The organism is Synergistaceae bacterium (assembly GCA_017450125.1).
Classification (GTDB): Bacteria; Synergistota; Synergistia; order Synergistales; family Aminobacteriaceae; genus JAFUXM01.
On the sequence record JAFSWZ010000013.1, the window covers coordinates 38,372 to 55,762 of the forward strand.

The window sequence follows — 17,391 nt, forward strand, 5'->3', positions numbered from 1 at the left end:
TTCGTTGTGAATGAGGGAAGGCCTGAACCTCCCCTCTTTATCTTCGCTACATCATGCTCCTGTAGAGTGCCTTTATCTCCTCTACGTTCGTATCTCTCGGGTTGCCCGGGCAGCAAGCATCCGCAAATGCACTGTCGCTCAAGAACTGCACGTCCTCTTCCTTCAGGATGCCCTTAAGGTCAGCAGGAATGCCCACGTCCGCAGAGAGCTTCTTCACCGCCGCAATCGTCGCCGCACAAGCCTCATCGTCCGTCATCGCGCCGATGCCCTCAACTCCCATTGCCGCACCTATCGCACGGTACCTCTTGCCCGCCGCAGGTGCGTTGTACTCGAGGCCGTAGGGCAGAATGATTGCGCAGGCCACACCGTGCGGAGTGTCGTACAGCGCAGAAAGTCCGTGTGCCATGCTGTGGACGATTCCGAGCCCGACGTTCGAGAAGCCCATTCCCGCGATGTACTGGCCGAGTGCCATTCCCTCGCGCCCGCAGTCCTTTCCGGCTACCGCGTCCCTCAGGCTGTGGCTGATGAGCTCTATTGCCTTCAGGTGGAACATGTCGCTTATCTCGCAGTGTCCCTTAGTGATGTAGCCCTCGATTGCGTGAGTCAGTGCGTCCATTCCCGTAGAGGCTGTGAGTCCTTTGGGCATTGAGGCCATCATGTCGGGGTCAACTACCGCGATTTCAGGGATGTCGTTTGTGTCGACACACACGAACTTGCGCTTCTTCTCCACGTCAGTGATTACGTAGTTGATGGTAACCTCCGCCGCTGTCCCTGCCGTCGTCGGTACGGCAATCGTGAACACTGCATGTGCCTTCGTCGGCGCAACTCCCTCGAGCGAGCGGACATCCGCAAACTCCGGGTTGTTGATGATGATTCCGACTGCCTTTGCCGTGTCCATTGCAGAACCGCCGCCGATAGCCACGATGGAGTCTGCCTGTGCCGCCTTGAACGCTGCTACTCCTTCTGTACGTTCTCGATGGTCGGGTTGGGCTTGATGTCGCTGTAGACTTCGTACGCGATTCCGGCCTTGTCCAGAAGGTCAGTTACCTTCTTGCTCACTCCGAACTTCACGAGGCTTGCGTCCGTGCACACAAAAACCTTCTTCTTTCCGCGTGCTTTGAGGTCGGCAGGAATGTTCTCGATTGCTCCCTTGCCGTGATACGAAATGTTGTTCAGTACGATACGACTTGCCATAGTGATTAATATTCCTCCTTACGATAAATAGCCTTCGCGAGCCTTTACTCCGAACCTGCCCTCTAAGAGGTGCATCTGTTCATCAGTTATTGTGTTGACCAGCGGAAGATGAGCTATCTTCATGTAGATTTCCGCCGCCTTCTCCGCTGTCTCGATCAGCCCGAACGCTTCATCAAGGTCAACCCCTGCACCGTACAGCCCGTGCTGTGCCCACACAACAAGACGCGCTGTCTTCATCTTCTCCGCTGTTGCCTCGCCGATCTCGTTCGTACCGCAGAGCATCCACGGAAGGACATTAACGCCGTCGGGGAAAACCACGATGCATTCAGTGCACATCTGCCATAGGGTGCGCGTAAACGCCTTCTCGTCCAGCGTGTGGACATAGGTCATTGCGAGCAGGTTAGTGGGGTGGCAGTGCATCACGACTCTGTTTGCGGGGTTGACGGAGATTCTCACGGCATGGCTCATCATATGCGCGGGAAATTCGCTCGTGAACTTTCCGCCGTCGCTGAATCCCCACAGAAGCTGTGCGTTCTTTCCGCCGTCAATGATTTTCACGAGGCCAAGATTCACGTCAGGTGCGTACTGCACATTCTTGAAGTATTTTCCTGTTCCCGTAACGAGGAAGTACTTGCCATCGAGAGCAGGAGCTTCAAACCCCGTCGGGATTGTGCGTAACACCCTGTTAATGTCGCCGTACTCCTTCACGTCATCTTCTTCAAGCATCAGCGAGATGTTTCCGCCGTTGCGTTCGTCCCAGCCGTGAGCGTACATGTTCGTGCACGTACGAATCATCTCGACCATGAAGGGAGCTGTCATTATGTCCTTCATCGCTTAACTCCTCTTGCTGAGAACTTCAGCTTCATACTTCTCGACTTGGCCGAACCATTCACGGTCTAACGGCTTCCCGCAAGTCCTGCAGTACTCATCCCACACGTCGCCGAACGGTAACGTCTTCAGCTCGTCCTGCACCACAAACAGCTTCGAGAACTCGCCCTTATCCTGCATGGCCTTCAGCTCTTCAACTGGCTGCAGCATTGCGAACAGTAACGCCTTCTGGAAGTTCCTGTAGCCCATAGTCCACGCGGCTATACGGTTGATTGATGCGTCGAAGTAATCAAGCGCAATGTTCACCCTGCCGATGCCGCACCTGACTATCTCGCGGGCAATCTCCCTAGTCTCGTCGTCGAACAGCACAACGTGATCCGAATCCCAGCGTATCGGCCTCGTTACGTGAAGCGCAATCTCGTCAAAGAACGTCAGCAGTGCAGGTATCTTGTCGCTCACAACCTCTGTGGGGTGATAGTGTCCGTTGTCCATGAGGGGAATGCACTTCTCTCTGTTGTACGCGGCGTAGCTCAGGGCAAATTCCGCGCTCCCGACAGTATAAGCCTCAACGCCGATGCCGAACACCTTGCTTTCAATGCAGGGCTTTACCTTCTTGAAGTCGTAAGGCTCAGAAAGTATCTCGTCAATCGCTTCACGGTATCTCATTCTCGGCCCGAGTCTGTCGCCGGGTACGTCCTTGAAGCCGTCGCCGGTCCAGATGTTCATCACGCAGGGAACTCCGAGCTCCTCCGCAAGATACGTGCTGATTCTGATGCAGGCCTTGCCGTGCTCGATCCAGAACTTCCGCGTGTCCTCGTTCGGTGAAGCAAGAGTCAGCGGGTCGCACTTCGGGTGTGAAAAGAATGTGGGGTTGAAGTCGCACCCGAGTCCTCTGTCCTTGCAGAACTTTACCCACTTCGCAAAGTGCTTCGGTTCGAGCTTGTCCCTGTCTACCCAGTCCGTGCCGTCAAAGATTGCGTAGCTCGCGTGAAGGTTCATCTTCGGCGTTCCGGGTATCAGGCTCATGACTTCGTCGAGGTCTGCCATAAGCTCCTCAGGAGTCCTTGCGCGTCCGGGATAATTGCCCGTAGTCTGGATTCCGCCGGTCAAGGGCTTGCTGGGGTCTGTGTCGAAACCTCTCACGTCGTCGCCCTGCCAGCAGTGCAGTGATACAGGTACACCCTTCAGCTTCGAGATTGCCGCGTCGGTGTCAATCCCCAGTGCTGAATACTTCTTCTTTGCGTCTGAATAACTCATTGCGTCAAATCGCCTCCATCTGTATTTTGAGATTGCCCAGTGCCGTTGCTTCGATTGGCAGGGCAATAACTTTCTTCCCTGTAGCTTCTTCCGTCAAGCGGTTGAGGAACTTATTTTTTGCTCCTCCTCCGACTATGTAAATGCTCGTGTACGTTCTGCCGCTGATGTTCTCCATCTCCGTTACTGCCTTCTTGTAGCTCTGCGCAAGAGACCTGTACGCGCACCTGAAGTACCCCGCGCTGTCTTCGGGCTTGGCCGCGAGCTTCGAGTCAAACGCTGCCTTCATGCTCTCGGGTGCGAGGAATGCTTCATCATCGGCGTTGACCGTCTCATTGAACGTGCTGGCTTCTGCCTCGCTGACAATTTCCCCGAAGTCTTTGCCCTTGCAGAGTTCATCACGCAGACGGTTAATCAGCCACATTCCCATTATATTCTTGAGGTAACGCGTGTAACCTACTCCGCCTTCATTCGTGTAGTTCGCCTTCATGCTCTCGGGTGTGGTTATGGGTGAGGGTATCTTTGCGCCGAGAAGACTCCATGTCCCTGACGAGATGAATATTTCGTCGCCGTCCATCGGGATGCCTTCAACCGCGCTGGCTGTGTCGTGGGTTGCGCACAGAACGCACTGAATCCCCTTGTACGTCCCGAGCTTCGTGCCGGGCTGTGAGAGAGGGCAGAACAATTCGGGCGGCAGGCCAAGTGCAGAGATGATTTCCGCGTCAAACTGCCCTGTTTTTGCGCTGACCATTCCGCCGGTTGTCGCGTTGGTGTACTCGTGGGACTTCACTCCGCAGAGCTTGTACAGCAGATATTCCGGCATCATCAGGAAGTCCGTAACTCCCTCTAACCTTCCCGCCATCTTGTCGGCGTAAAGCTGATAGATTGTGTTGAAGGGCTGGAACTGTATACCCGTCCGCCTGTAGAGCTCCTCGAATGGCATAATCCCGTGAACTTCAGGGATGCTCTTCTGCGTCCGCGTGTCCCTGTAGGCATAGCACGGCAGAACCTCAGCGTCTCCCTTCATCAGGACGTAATCAACTCCCCACGTGTCTACGGAGAGGCTGGCGATGTCCGGGCATTCGTTGAGGGCGAGGTCTATTCCGTGTTTCACATGAGACAGCAGAGCTTCAATGTCCCACGTCAGATGTCCTTCACACTCAGTTACTCCGTTGGGGAAGCGATAAAGCTCCCGTACAGAAATTTTGCCGTCCTCAAGCCACCCCAGAATATGGCGACCCGAAGACGCTCCGATGTCAACAGCAAGGTAATACTTCATGCATATACACTCCTCTGTTGCAGAACGAGTTGCAGATATTCAGTTGTCGTTAAAATTTGTGAGTGTAGTAATTATGAAGGGAAGGGCTGTGATTTGCAAACGTAATGTTACGGCTAAAAGTATCTTCATGTGCAGTCCCTGTAGTGCTTCGGGGTCTTGCCGTAATACTCGTGGAACAGCTTGTGGAAGTGCGTCATGTTCTCATAGCCGACCATGCAAGCAATGTCGTCGACTCTCTCGTCCGTGTTGAGGAGAAACCACGCCGCCTGCGCTATCCTCTTGTCCCGCAAAAGCTGCGTGAAGTTCCGGCCTGTCTCCTTGCTGATGAGCCGTGAAAGCCCGGTGTGTTCGTAGTGCAGGATGCCGGAAATCTCGCTCAGGCTTCCGTTCCTGTAATTCTCCTCGATGTAGCGCAGTACCTTCATGATTATGCTCTGGTCCTTCTGCGAAAACTCCATCTTGTCGGTGCACTCGAGCAACTCAACGAACAGCAGCCCCATCGTGAGCTGGTAAATTCCTCTGACGTTTGAAGTCTGGGTGATGAGAAGCCACAGAAGATTCTCTACGAGGTTCTGAACCGGCAGGACATCCGAGACCTTGAAGTACATGTAGCCCATCTCATTTTCGCCCGTAATGCATCTCAGCAGAAAACGCCGGAGCGGAGTTTCTTCATTGCCGAGAAAAGACAGCACTCCGTTAAAGAAGTCGGGCTTCACGATGAAGTTCACTGCTATATCATCCTTGCCTGCGGGGTAAATCTCCTGCCGTGCGTGCTGGCCAAGCATCAGAAGTTCTCCCTCCCGCAAAGTTATCGGCGTACCGTTGATGGTGTGCTCCGTGCTTCCTGTGCACATATACACAAACTCAACGTAATCGTGAGTGTGTTCGGGAAAATGTATGAATCTCGTGTGAGGCCTTATCATTATGTACCTGCCGTGCGGAAGGAACTTGTCCCCGCTGATTATGTCCCTCTCTCCTGACATGTAGATACTGCGGTCAATCTCCGTACGGCCCGACAAGATATGCTTCTCTTCCTCTGTAATGATGCTGAGACGGTCGATAATCTTCTGGTTCATGTGGTATATAATACTACAATCACAGACAGGGAGTGAGAAAGAATCATGCTAGGCGATTATACGTGGGACGTAATCGACAAGGAGTCGGAGTGTCTCGCACAGCGTTTTTCGGCAGTAACCAAGAACGTAGCCAACGCCAACACGCCGGGTTATGCGCGCCACAACGTATCATTTGAGGATCAGCTCCGCGAGGTCATGGAGCAGGGTACGCACCTTCACATGACGGTAACGGATGCGGGGCACATACCTTCACACCCCTTGAGGATAAGGGACGTTCACGCCGCCGACACAAAGATAATGGATGAACAGTACCGCCTCGACCTCAACAACGTAGACCCTGAGCGCGAGATGGCAGTCTTGGCCGAAACACGCATGATGTACACCGGCTTCATGAGGATAGCTTCAAGCAAGCTGGCAATGCTGAGAAGCGTAATAGCCGGAAGATAGAGGAGTGATTAACCATGAAGATATTTGACAGCCTAGAAGTTGCGGGAAGTTCTTTGACGGCTCACAGGTTATGGCTCGACACGATTTCGTCGAACTTGGCCAACATCAACACTACGCGCACCAAAGCCGGAGGCCCCTACAAACGCAGAGTGCCTCTGTTCTCCGAGATGCTGGACAACACGATAGGCGGCTATCACGACATCGGAGGAGTCAGAGTGCTCGAGATCACAGAGGACAATTCAGCTCCGCGAATGGTCTACCAGCCCGACCACCCGGACGCTAACGCAGAAGGCTACGTCGCTTATCCTAACGTCAATCTTGTGCGCGAGATGACGGACATGCTCGTAGCAAGCCGTGCCTACGAGGCGAACTTGTCTGTAGTAACGACAGGACGGGACATGTGGAACGGTGCTCTTGACGTAATGAGAGGGTAAACGAGAAAGAGAAGAATTTTCCCGGAGGCCGGACGAACCAGCTTCCGGGAATTTTTTGTGCTTTATGAGAACAGCTTTGACCACCAAGACTCATCACTGCCGCCGCCGGAACGAAGAAGAGAGATTATTTCGGTGTGTCCCTTCTGCTTGGCGATGTCCGCCGCAGTGTTGCCTCTGGTTGTGGTTGCGCTGGTGTCCGCTCCATTCCTGAGGAGGGCACGGACTGTGTCAGCGTGGCCGTTCTGCGCCGCCATGTGCAGAGGAGTCCAGTCGTCCTCTTCTGTGGCATTGACGCGTGCTCCGGCGTTGATGAGGACGAGCACGGTTTCAGTGAAGCCGTCAATCGCTGACGTGTGGAGAGGTGTCCAGCCTTTGTTGTTCGGGGCATTTACGTCAGCACCGCGATTGGCGAGAATCCTGACAATCTCCGTGTGCCCCTTCGAGGCCGCCGCGTAGATAGGAGTCCAGCCGTCTTCTTCCTTGACGTTGAGGCTTGCCCCGTTGTCCAGCAGAACCATCAGCGTCTCCTTGTTGTCGTTGTAGGCGGCGAGGTGAAGAGGAGTCCAGCCGTCAGCCTTTGGTGCGTTGACGCTTGCTCCGTGCCTCAGCAGAACCTTCACGATTTCAGTGTCCCCGTCCCGTGCCGCAACCTGAAGAACCGTCCATCCTTTGTCGTTCTTGGCATTGACGTTGGCACCGTCCCTCAGAGCCTGCTCGACTTTCGAGGCGTTGCTGTTTCCGGCAAAGCAAAGCTCAACGAAATCCTCGTCGCTCATCGCACCGCTGCTCCTGCTGCTGCTTCCGCCGCTTCTGCCGGTGCTGCTGCCTCCGCTCCTGCTTCCTCCGCCTCCGATCGCACGTTTCAGCGCGTTCACGATCTCGGTGTTTCCCTTGTGCTGTGCAATGTCTACCGGAGTGTTGCCCTTCGTGGTCTTGGCCTGCGGGTCTCCGCCGTTGTCGAGAAGAACCCGTATCGCCTCAAGGTGTCCGTTCTGCGCGGCCAAGTGCATGGGTGTCCAGTTGTCCTTCTCCTTCGCGTCAACTTTCGCGCCTGCCCGAAGAAGTGCCCGCATCGTATCAGCATGACCGTTCTGCGCGGCGAGGTGAAGAGGAGTCCACCTGTCTTCCTCGCGTGCGTCGAGGTTCGCACCGTTGCTGATGAGCAGCTCCACAGTGTCGGTGTGCCCGTCGCAGGATGCCGTGTGAAGCGGAGTCCAGCTCCTGTTGTTGCGGGAGTTGATGTTAGCTCCGTGCTCGAGGAGGGTTTTCACTATTGAGGTGTGTCCCTTCAGCGCGGCAACGTAGAGCGGAGTACTGCCCTTGTCGTCCCTGACATCGATTTCTGCTCCCTTGTCGAGGAGTGCCCCGAGAATTTCAGGGTTGTCGTTGTAGGCGGCGAGGTGAAGAGGAGTCCAGCCGTCCTCTTTCTGTGCGTTGACATCAGCACCGAACCTTATGAGCAGCTTGGCGATCTCGTTGTCTCCGTCCCTCGCGGCAACATGAAGGACAGGCCAGCCCTTGTCGTTCTTTGCGTTGGGGTTCGCGCCCTGCCTCAAGGCCTCTTCGACCTCATCAGCGTTGCTGTCGCCGATAAAGCACAGTTCCACGAAGTCGTCATCCTTAGATGAACTGCTGCTGCTCGGATGCATCACCAACCCCTTGAGGAGGTCTACTACATCGTGATGACCGTTCTGCTTGGCGATGTCTATTGCTGTGTTGCCCTTAGACGTGCGAATGTTGAGGTCTGCCCCCGCATCAATGAGAGCCTGAACCGTGTCTATGTGCCCGTTCTGTGCCGCAAGAATAATCGCTGACCAGTGCTTGTCCTCTACGGCATCAACGTTTGCCCCGTTGTCGAGGAGAATCTGTACCGTCTCCGTGTAGCCGTCGCACGCAGAAGTGTGAAGAGGTGTCCACTGGCGGTCGTTGCCAACGTTGACGTTTGCTCCGTGCTCGACGAGAATCCTCACGCTCTCAGTGTTGCCCTTCGAGGCAGCGGCGTATAACGGTGTCCACTCGTCCTCTTCTTTAGCCTCGATGTTTGCGCCGTGATCCAGAAGCATCTCCAGAATCTCCGTGTGGTCGTTGAACGCGGCCAAGTGCAGCGGTGTCCACCCGTCCTCTTTCTGGACGTTGACGTTCGCACCGTAGCGGAGGAGAAGCTCGACGACTTCTGTTGCGCCGGTCTTGCAGGCGAAGTGGAGGGGTGTCCAGCCTTCTTTGTCGGCAGCGTTGACGTTTGCTCCGGCGTTGATGGCATCCTCTATGTCCTCAGCATCACCCAGCTTGCACAGCTCTATGAACTTGTTGTCGCTCATTGCTCCGGCTCGTCGCGCGGGAGTGCTCCTGCTTCCGCCGGACTGCACGGGAGGTTTCGGTGGGGTCGGCCTTGCAGGCGGTGTAGGCTTCGCTGACGGCTGAGTAACGTTGAGCCCGATGACGTTAGCTATCATGTACACGTACTTTTCCGCCATCTCGCGGCTGATGAAGTTGTCGGTGAGAGTTTGTATGCTCATGTTGATGCTCCTCATGCACTCGCTCTCCGGGCTTCCGGCCTGCTTGAGGGACACGAGGTTGCGCAGGATTCCTTCACGCTCCATCATTCGGAGTAGGTTATACTCTCCTTTGTGCGATGACTGGCTGAAGAAGTCAGGCAGAAGGTTCATGATGTCTTCTTTGCCGCCGTTAGTTCCTTGTCCCGCGAATATCTCTACACCGTATTCACCCACAAGATAACGCAATACACTTTCCAGATTATCCTTATCGTAATTAAGCATGTAATGCCTCCTAAATCAATTTCGCTCCGCTGGTTCGGAGCAGTTCTGCAACTTCTCTGCTTCCACGTTCTGCCGCAAGACGCAGTGCCGTCCTGCCGTAATCATTCGTCGCGTTGGTATCAGCCCCGTACCGCAGGAGAACTCTTGCCGTGCTGGCATGGTCGCTTCTCGCCGCCTCGTGCAGTGCTGTAGAGCCGTTCACGTTGCGTGCGTTGACATCAGCTCCGTAACGCAGGAGAAGTTCCGCCGTGTCAGACAGTCCCCTGTAGGCCGCCCAGTGCAGGGCAGTCCAGCCGTATTTGTCTTTCGCGTTAAGGTTTGCGCCGCGCCGTATAGCTCCCTCTATCTCCGCAGAACTCCCGCTCCAGCAGACCGACAGCAAGTCTGCTCCTCTTCTGGCCTGAGGCTTCGGGGCTGGGGCTGTCCGCACCTGTCGCGTTCCGCCGGAAGCACCGAGCCCGATAACTCGCGCAACCATCTGCACGTACTTCAACGATACGTCCTCAGGCAGGAAGATATCCGTCAGCTTGCGGATCTCTACCTTCACCCTCCTGCGCAGCTCCTCGCCTGAACTCCCCGAGAGTTTCAGCGCAACAAGTCCCTTCAAGACACCTTCACGGTACATTGCGCCGAACATCGCCGAATCTCCCTTGTGGTTCACCGCGTTAAAGAAGTCAGGCAAGAGCCTCATGATGTCGGTCTTGCCCGCAATTCTGCCCTGTCCGGCGAGAATCTCTATCCCGTATTCGCCGACAAGATAACGCAGCACGCTCTCTAGGTTTTCCCTGTCAAAGCTGCTCATTCACCGCATCCGCCGGAGCCTTAAGAGCCTCAATCTCCGCACGCGTCTTCTTCATCTCGCGGACTATTTCCTGATACGCCGCATCATACTTCTTGAACTCATACTCAGCTAAGAGTTTCTCACGTATTGCCTTCCTCCAGCTCTCTACGGAATGCCTGTACCCGGCTATCTCAACGTCCAGCGCACGTATCTCACCATCGAGCTTTCGCAGTTCATCGAGCACCTTCTTGTGGTTAGGATGGCCGCGTAACTCCTCCTCAATCCCCCTGAGGTGCACAGCAAGTTTCTTGGCTTTGCGCTTCCGCATTACCGCGTCAATACATGCCATGTAGGCGGAGATGAACTGATCGCATTTCGCCTCAGCTTCCTTCAGCTGTGCAGAAAGTGCCTCATGTTTCCTCTGCTTACTGGAGAGCGCAATCTCCAGCGTTATCAGCCTCTCCTCGAGGGAGTAGATCTCCGTCTCGCGCCCAAAAGCCGCAGTGAGCTCCTTCGCCGCCTCAAGGTCAACGATGCCCGCGACAGACACATCATCCCCGCTTCCGCCCGGCGAGTACAGACCCTTTGCGCTGAACTCCGAGAGGAATCGCTCCAGACCTTCAGTGCCTTGTTCGACGAGACGGCACGTCAGGTACTTGCTGAACGTGTGAACGCCCCCCATCAGGCTGTGTTCGCCGTCAATCGCCTCGTACGTGTCGCGGTAAGCATCTTCCACGCCGTCCGTGAACATGTAGCAGGCAGTAACGCTTCTGCTCCTCAGGTCAAGTGCGCAAGTCCTGAAGCTCTCGGCAGCGTCAACGTCGCACATTGAGGTCGTGATGTTGGCCTCGCAGCGTTCGTCCCAAGGGACTGGCTGGTCTGTGCTACCGTCGCTGTAGATGACTTCGCACCTGCCGTCGCCCTGATGAATCATCACGAGGCATGAAGGCAGCCTCAGTGCCGCAATAAGCGTCGTTCCGTAGGCGTGAAGCTTCTGTGATTCAGCGGCATATTCGGGAGGAAGCGGGTTCTTCTGGCAGTCCTTGAGGACGTTGTCGGCCCACAAAGCAGTTATCCTGTCCGTGAGTTGCCGCAGAACCGTCTTCTGTTCACGGAGAGCGGAAAATATGTCGTCGTAGAACTTCTGTTCCTTCTCCTCGCTCTCAAGGACGGCTTCCGCGAACTTCTGCAGGCACTCCAGAGCAGACGACACAGCCAGCTTTGAGCCCGTGCTGCTCCTGAAGCATGACTCCGCACCGTGCCCGTCAGCTACAGCGGCAATGAAGTACTTTCCGTCCGTGCTGGCGAAGTGGTCAGAGGCATCCTCGCACACGATCTTGCGTTTCTCGTGAAGGCTGCCTCTCACTGTTTCGCTGAATGTGAACACTTTTGCACCTACCAGTCCTCAGGGTCTTCCCACTGTGCTCCGCCGCCGGTGTCCTGAGGTTCAGGATCGTACGCGACCCCTGACGGCACTACGTCGGCCGGGATACCTTCGGCACTCTTTATCACGTCCGCGCCGGTTACTGTATTGTGAGTTGTCGCAGTCTGCGAGGCGAGCATTGAAGCCGTTACGGAGACGAACTTTATCAGCCGCGCAAACATGTCGAGGTCGCTGGTCTCGATAACGGACTCGATGTTGCCCACAACGGAAGCAAGCATACTCACTCCGGCTTCGCGCGTCGCAACGTCGTCGTCGTCGTTGTAGAGCTTGAAGCCTATCTTGGTGGCGCGCTTGAACCACTTGTTCTCGCGGATGTCGTGAAGTGCCTTAGTGTATTCATCGGTAGCGATTCCGTCGGTCATGAAGATTATCACGGGTATGAATGAGCCTGCCGCAGACTTCATGAACTTCTTGACGGAGAGCTTGTCGTCAAGTTCACGCAGTGCCGCGCCTACTTCCGTGAGGCCGTAAGGGTGCTCGATGGGCGTGTAGTGGAAGTCCTCTTCGACGTACTCCGGGCCGTTGGAGGTCATCCAGCTCACGTCGCTGTCGAACCTCATCACTGCGACCTTCAGCTTCGCGTCGCTGTTGCTCTTGGCCACGTCTTTGAGGGCTTCGATGGTCTCTCCCATCGCCATATTAAGCTTGGCGATCTTTGCGCCCTCCATGCTCCCGGAGGAGTCGAGAATGTAGAAAATAGTTAAATCTCTGCGCGGAGCTTCTTCAAGAAATGACGTGCTGGGCATAAAAACTTTCTCCTTTCGAATTTGTCAGTTAGCCTTTATCGCTATCGGTGCTTTAAAGGCGGTGAATGTTATTCCGTCCTTCAGCGGGATAACGCCGTCGGGCTGGACTTCTTTTGCCGCACCCTTAGAGGTTACTGCGTCCCAAGATTTGCTGGTCATGTTCCTGAGACCCAGAGCGGAAGGATTGTCTTTCCTCGCTATTATAGCGGTAATTGGCGATAATGCTTCCTGTTCATGACAGACCCCGAGCTGACATCTGTAGACCCTCGTGCCCCTCACTGCCGGAATGCTGTACCCCGAGAGCTCGAGCCTGAAGGGTATATCCGCCATCTTTCTGCACGAATCGCACTCGCACGGCCTGCCCTGCTGCGTGAAAATCTCGTTTCCGCACGAGCACAGGACTATGTCGCTCCTGAAGCGCGTTAATGCTTTGAGCCACTCTATCTCTTTCGGTCTTGCGGCCGGATCGCGGAATGCTTCCTCAGAGAACGCGGCGGTGAAGATTTCCTTCATGTAGTCCGGGAGGCACGGCCATACTGCGAGGGAGTTGCGGTTAAGCCTGCGGTGAGGCGCGTTGCTGGTGTTCTCAGAGTTCCACATGAAGAGAGGGTCTGAGCCGTAGAACTTCTCCTGAATCTCCGGCGTGAGGCAGGGGACGGAAAAATGCCGCTTGCCTTCGAGCGGGTGGTCAAGGCAGAACAGTATGTAGAGTATCAGGGACATCGAGAACCTGTCGCTCAAGTTGTTGGGCTTGCGTTCGCGCAGGACTATTTCTGGTGCGATGTAGCGGGGCTTGCCCATTATGCCGGTCTCTTTGCCGTCGGGAGCTATGTTGTCGCAGTCGCAGATGAGTACGTCGCCGGTGTCGGGGTTGATGAAGAAGTTGCCGTCGTTGAGGTCCTGATAGCTGTAGCCTGCGTTGTGCAGAATCCTGAATGCCGAGACGATGTGAAGCGCGGCATCCACGACTCTCTTGTAGGACTTGAAACGCTGCTTGCAGAGCATGAAGTCAGTAATTTCGTAGTAGTTCGCGGGTTTTAGGGGCATGATGTAGCCGAATGTTCCGTCGTGCCACTCTGTGATGTCGACCGGCCACAGAAATTCGTCGCTCGGTGCACCCTTCTTGACGTTGTGAAGGATGTTGTCGTAGAAGGCTGTGGGGTTGTCGCCCAAGCGTCCCTTCTTGTACCACTTGAGGGCTTTCTTCTCGCCGTTGAAGGTTACGAGGTAGACTTCACCTTCGCCGCCTTCAGCTAGGAACTTGTCGATTGTTACTGTGCCGCCTAAGTTTGTCTTGATGGAGAAACCTTGATTGAGATTGCTCATGTTCTGCTGATGCACCTTCCTTTGTGTGTGATTAACATCTCTGTTTTGCGTGAGTGTATCTTGCGCCGTAAGCACGGAGGAGTCTTGCTATAGCGGAATATCCTTTGCGTTCCGCATCATATAAAGCTGTCCGGCCGGTCCAATCCACAGCGTTGACATCTGCGCCGTGCCTCAGGAGAAATTCTGCTGCGTCTTCGCGCCCGTATTGTGCGGCTTCATGTAAAGCCGTCCGGCCGTACTCGTTCTTAGCATTTATGTCAGCACCATACTGTAAGAGCACTTCTGCTGCGTCCAAGCGGCCGAGAGCTACCGTATGCATTAAAGCCGTCCAGTCGCCTCGATACTTAGCGTTGACGTTAGCACCATTCCTCAGAGCCTCTTCAACCGCTCCAGCATCGCCCCTTCCGCAAAGGGCTATGAACTCCTCGTCATCCATCGCCGGACGTGTCGACTTGAACCTCTGCACGGGCTGTCTCACCTGCTGAACAACAGGTGGTGTAGGGGTGCTCTTCACAGGCGCGGGAAGACGAAGCCCAATCACCCCCGCCACCATGTGCACATACTTCATCGCTACGTCCTCAGGAATGAACAGCTCCGTCAGCTTCGTAACCTCCAAGCGTACCTTCCTCTGACATTCAGACTTATCTGCTCCAGACTGCTTCAGTGCAACTAGAGCCTTCATTACGCCCTCATTGGCCATAATCTTGATGACGTGATACTCCTGCTTGTGCGATGCGGTGCTGTAGAAATCAGGGAGAAGGTTCATTATGTTTTCCTTGCCCCCGATTCTCCCATTGCCGGAGAAAATTTCCGCGCCGTACTCTCCGGCAAGATACCTCAACACGCTCTCGAGGTCGTCCCTGTCGTAATTCATTGTCCGCCTCCTTTGCCGGTCAGCCGTGCCCAACGCTTCCGCCACTTCTTCCGAGCCTCCAGCCTCTCGCCCAAGTCCCGCGCTCCTACTCCGTACACCAAGTACAGGATAATTCCCGACACAACCATAATGAACACAGTAGACGCACACCGTCTGCCCGAAGCGTTGATGTTGTAGCCCTCTCTGCCTTCCTCCATCGTCATGTTCTGGATTATCATCGCGTAGGTCTTGCCGTAAGACGACTGGAACGTCGCCCCCATGTCGTACTCAGTGAACAGTGCGTTGAAGTTCAGCGCGAAGACAGCAAGAACACTCGGGAGGATTATGGGGAGCTTGACCTTCAGGAAAGTATACACCGGCGAAGCTCCGAGATTCTTGGCCGCATCCTCGAGCTCGTCGTCGATAGCGTAGAACGCCGCCTTAATCATCCTCAGAGCAAACGGCAGCTTCGTAACCGTGTACGCCATGACGATAAGGAAGCGTACATTCTCGCGCCAGTAGAGATTCTGCCCGAACACGTACCACACTTCACGGTTGAAGAATATCCTGAAGGAGTAGCAGATTAGGATTGTGGGCAGAAGCCAAGGGAACAGCAGACAGCTTTCAGTAACGAGAGCGCGCATCTTGTTGCGATGACGGAAAATGTACGACACGGCCAAGACCACGATTACGCACGCCAACGCCGCCGCGACCGCCGACATCACGAACGACAGCCGGATACCCCCTACAGCGTCTGCGTTCGAGAACACGCCGGAGATTGAGCCGATTCGTGTGCGGAGCCTTCCGCGCGAGGTCATGTACTCGTAGTTCTGAGTGCCGAAGTAGTTGACCAGCGTCCAGTCCGTGAAGTTGAGCATCTTGCTCCGTATTGCGGGGTAATTCTGGAAGGAGAACAGCACAATCATCACAACAGGGGTCATGTAGATGATGAACAGGACGTAAGCGTAGATGTGTGCGATTGCGTTCCACAAGGGAGAAGCTATCTTCTGCTTGACGAGCTTTGCCTTCGTCTTCGACACAGAGAGGTAATGACCTTTGCGCTCGTAATGGTTAAGGACGCTGAGAAGAATGACCGTGAACATCGCCAGAATCACGCTGAGGAGTGCCGCCCTCGCCTGAGGGAATGCCTCATCAGCCGAGCTTGAACCTGCGAGCCTGACAATTTCAGGGTTGATTGAGTTGTAGCCTAAGAGCGTAGGTGCGGACATTGCGCACAAGCCGGTGATGAACGTCATAACGGTAAGCGAGAACAGAGTCGGCAGGAGCGTGGGCATCACGACGCTGAAGAGTACGCGGAAGGGGCTTGCTCCGAGATTGCGGGCTGCCTCGACAGTGTTGTAGTCTATCCCGCGAATGGCATTGCGGAGGAACAGCGCATGATTCGACGTGCAGGCAAAAGTCATCGTGAACAGCACGGCGTTGAACCCCGAGAACCACTGACGGTTCATCATCGGGAACATCTGCGCGAGCCATGTGGTCATCATTCCGTTGCTGTCGTAGAGGAACTGATACCCCGTAACCAGAGCCACGCCAGAGTAGATTAATGTGGTCATGTAGCCCATCCGCAGAATACTTGCTCCCTTGATGTCGAAGTACTCGGTGAGGAGCACAATGCTTATCCCGACGACATTAACCGTGAAGACGAGGCACACGGCGAGCTTGAGGGAGTTCCAGACGAAGAGGGGCATAGTCCCTGCCATGAAGAACTTAATCACGGCGAGAGGGTCAATGTTGCCCTGCGCGTTCTTGGTGGTGAAGATTGATGTTAATGTGTTGAGGCAAGGAAGCACCATGAAGCCGAGAAACAGATACAGGAACAGCACCAGCCCGAAGAGCTTAGCGACGAATCCAGCGTCGAAAGAGTTAGTTTTCTGCATGACTATCACCTGCCGTAGCTCATGATGTCCTGAGGACGGATAATGACCTTCACGCTTTCGCCGGGAGAGTAGATGTTCACGCCGTCGTTCTTCTCTATGACCTTGAGGGTCTGCCCCAACACCTTGATGTAGTATTTGATGTAGAGGCCGTAATATTCTTGGCTCTCTATCACTCCGTCGAAGCCCTCAGTGCCTCCGCGCTCAACGTGAATCCTCTCGAGACGGATGAAGTGATTGCTGTCCTCGTTCAGGCCAAGTGTTGAGGTTATTGCTCCCTCCAGCTTGTTGATGTCCCCGATGAAGTTCGCGACAAACTCAGTTGCGGAATGGTTGTAGATTTCGTTCGGCGTGCCGGTCTGCTCGATAACTCCCTTGTTGAAGACGGAGATGCAGTCCGACAGCGTCAACGCTTCTTCTTGGTCGTGGGTAACGTAGATTGTCGTTATGCCAAACTCCTTCTGCATACTCTTAAGCTCGTTGCGGAGCTGTACGCGCAGTTTCGCGTCGAGGTTGCTGAGCGGCTCGTCCATGCAGATTATTGCCGGGCCGGTAACTAGTGCTCGTGCAATGGCAACTCTCTGCTGCTGTCCGCCGGAAAGCTGGCTGACTGCTTTTGCGAGCTGTTCGTCGGAGAGGTCAACCTTCGCGGCTATGTCCCTGACTTTGCGGTCAATCTCTGACTTGCTGAGCTTCTTTATCTTGAGGCCGAAAGCTATATTGTCGTAGACCGTCATTGTCGGGAAGAGAGCGTAACTCTGGAACACGATTCCGATGTTGCGCTTCTCGATTGGTACGTGAGTGATGTCCTGCCCGGCCATAAAGACGCTGCCTGATGACGGCTCGATGAAGCCGGTGATGGTGCGAAGGGTGGTAGTTTTGCCGCAGCCGGAGGGCCCGAGAAATGTGTAGAACTGTCCTTCTTTGACGTGAACGTTAATATCACGGAGAGCCTCGAAGTCTCCGAACTTGACGAAGATACTATGAAGCCTTATCAAGGTAGATTACCTCCTGAGAAAATGAGTGAATGGATTGTGTGAGTATAGCATAAATCCAT

Annotated in this window: 14 protein-coding genes and 1 pseudogene; 2 read left to right on the forward strand and 13 right to left on the reverse strand. The window is 54.8% G+C overall.

What is annotated here, in order from left to right:
• Window positions 1-46: 46 nt before the first annotated feature.
• The 5 genes and pseudogenes from fucO to IJT02_02110 form a co-directional block, all read right to left on the reverse strand.
• Window positions 47-1,194, reverse strand: a pseudogene (gene fucO / locus IJT02_02090) (lactaldehyde reductase).
• Window positions 1,195-1,212: 18 nt separating this feature from the next.
• On the reverse strand, window positions 1,213-2,025 hold the full coding sequence (rhaD, locus tag IJT02_02095) for a rhamnulose-1-phosphate aldolase (protein MBQ7543710.1): 813 nt from the start codon (window positions 2,023-2,025) through the stop codon (window positions 1,213-1,215).
• Window positions 2,026-2,028: 3 nt separating this feature from the next.
• Window positions 2,029-3,279: an L-rhamnose isomerase gene (locus IJT02_02100; protein ID MBQ7543711.1), complete on the reverse strand. Its 1,251-nt coding sequence runs from the start codon at window positions 3,277-3,279 to the stop codon at window positions 2,029-2,031.
• A 4-nt stretch (window positions 3,280-3,283) separates the two neighbouring features.
• Window positions 3,284-4,555 (reverse strand): rhamnulokinase, encoded by a 1,272-nt coding sequence (locus tag IJT02_02105; protein MBQ7543712.1) that lies wholly within the window; start codon window positions 4,553-4,555, stop codon window positions 3,284-3,286.
• 125 nt (window positions 4,556-4,680) lie between these two features.
• Window positions 4,681-5,631, reverse strand: a complete 951-nt coding sequence (locus IJT02_02110) for a helix-turn-helix domain-containing protein (protein ID MBQ7543713.1) — start codon at window positions 5,629-5,631, stop codon at window positions 4,681-4,683.
• Window positions 5,632-5,676: 45 nt separating this feature from the next.
• Here IJT02_02110 and flgB point away from each other — a divergent pair, with 45 nt between their 5' ends.
• The gene (gene flgB, locus IJT02_02115) at window positions 5,677-6,078 is read left to right on the forward strand and encodes a flagellar basal body rod protein FlgB (protein MBQ7543714.1); all 402 of its coding nucleotides are present in this window, start codon (window positions 5,677-5,679) and stop codon (window positions 6,076-6,078) included.
• 14 nt (window positions 6,079-6,092) lie between these two features.
• On the forward strand, window positions 6,093-6,512 hold the full coding sequence (gene flgC, locus IJT02_02120) for a flagellar basal body rod protein FlgC (protein ID MBQ7543715.1): 420 nt from the start codon (window positions 6,093-6,095) through the stop codon (window positions 6,510-6,512).
• Between the two features lie 62 nt (window positions 6,513-6,574).
• Here flgC and IJT02_02125 read toward each other — a convergent pair whose 3' ends face one another.
• The 8 genes from IJT02_02125 to IJT02_02160 are packed head-to-tail and all read right to left on the reverse strand — an operon-like array spanning window position 6,575 to window position 17,332.
• Window positions 6,575-9,289, reverse strand: coding sequence for an ankyrin repeat domain-containing protein (locus IJT02_02125; protein ID MBQ7543716.1), 2,715 nt, complete (start codon window positions 9,287-9,289; stop codon window positions 6,575-6,577).
• A 10-nt stretch (window positions 9,290-9,299) separates the two neighbouring features.
• Window positions 9,300-10,091 carry an ankyrin repeat domain-containing protein gene (locus IJT02_02130; GenBank protein ID MBQ7543717.1) on the reverse strand — a complete coding sequence of 264 codons (792 nt, stop codon included), beginning with the start codon at window positions 10,089-10,091 and terminating at the stop codon, window positions 9,300-9,302.
• Window positions 10,078-11,457 (reverse strand): protein phosphatase 2C domain-containing protein, encoded by a 1,380-nt coding sequence (locus IJT02_02135; GenBank protein MBQ7543718.1) that lies wholly within the window; start codon window positions 11,455-11,457, stop codon window positions 10,078-10,080. Before IJT02_02135 ends, IJT02_02130 begins: the two co-directional genes overlap by 14 nt.
• A gap of 8 nt (window positions 11,458-11,465) precedes the next feature.
• A complete protein-coding gene (locus tag IJT02_02140; GenBank protein MBQ7543719.1) occupies window positions 11,466-12,260 on the reverse strand; it encodes a VWA domain-containing protein in 795 nt (264 codons plus the stop codon).
• A 24-nt stretch (window positions 12,261-12,284) separates the two neighbouring features.
• On the reverse strand, window positions 12,285-13,586 hold the full coding sequence (locus IJT02_02145) for a hypothetical protein (protein ID MBQ7543720.1): 1,302 nt from the start codon (window positions 13,584-13,586) through the stop codon (window positions 12,285-12,287).
• 31 nt (window positions 13,587-13,617) lie between these two features.
• Window positions 13,618-14,460 carry an ankyrin repeat domain-containing protein gene (locus IJT02_02150; protein MBQ7543721.1) on the reverse strand — a complete coding sequence of 281 codons (843 nt, stop codon included), beginning with the start codon at window positions 14,458-14,460 and terminating at the stop codon, window positions 13,618-13,620.
• The gene (locus IJT02_02155) at window positions 14,457-16,337 is read right to left on the reverse strand and encodes an iron ABC transporter permease (protein ID MBQ7543722.1); all 1,881 of its coding nucleotides are present in this window, start codon (window positions 16,335-16,337) and stop codon (window positions 14,457-14,459) included. Before IJT02_02155 ends, IJT02_02150 begins: the two co-directional genes overlap by 4 nt.
• Before the next feature lie 5 nt (window positions 16,338-16,342).
• Window positions 16,343-17,332, reverse strand: coding sequence for an ABC transporter ATP-binding protein (locus IJT02_02160; GenBank protein MBQ7543723.1), 990 nt, complete (start codon window positions 17,330-17,332; stop codon window positions 16,343-16,345).
• Window positions 17,333-17,391: the final 59 nt, after the last annotated feature.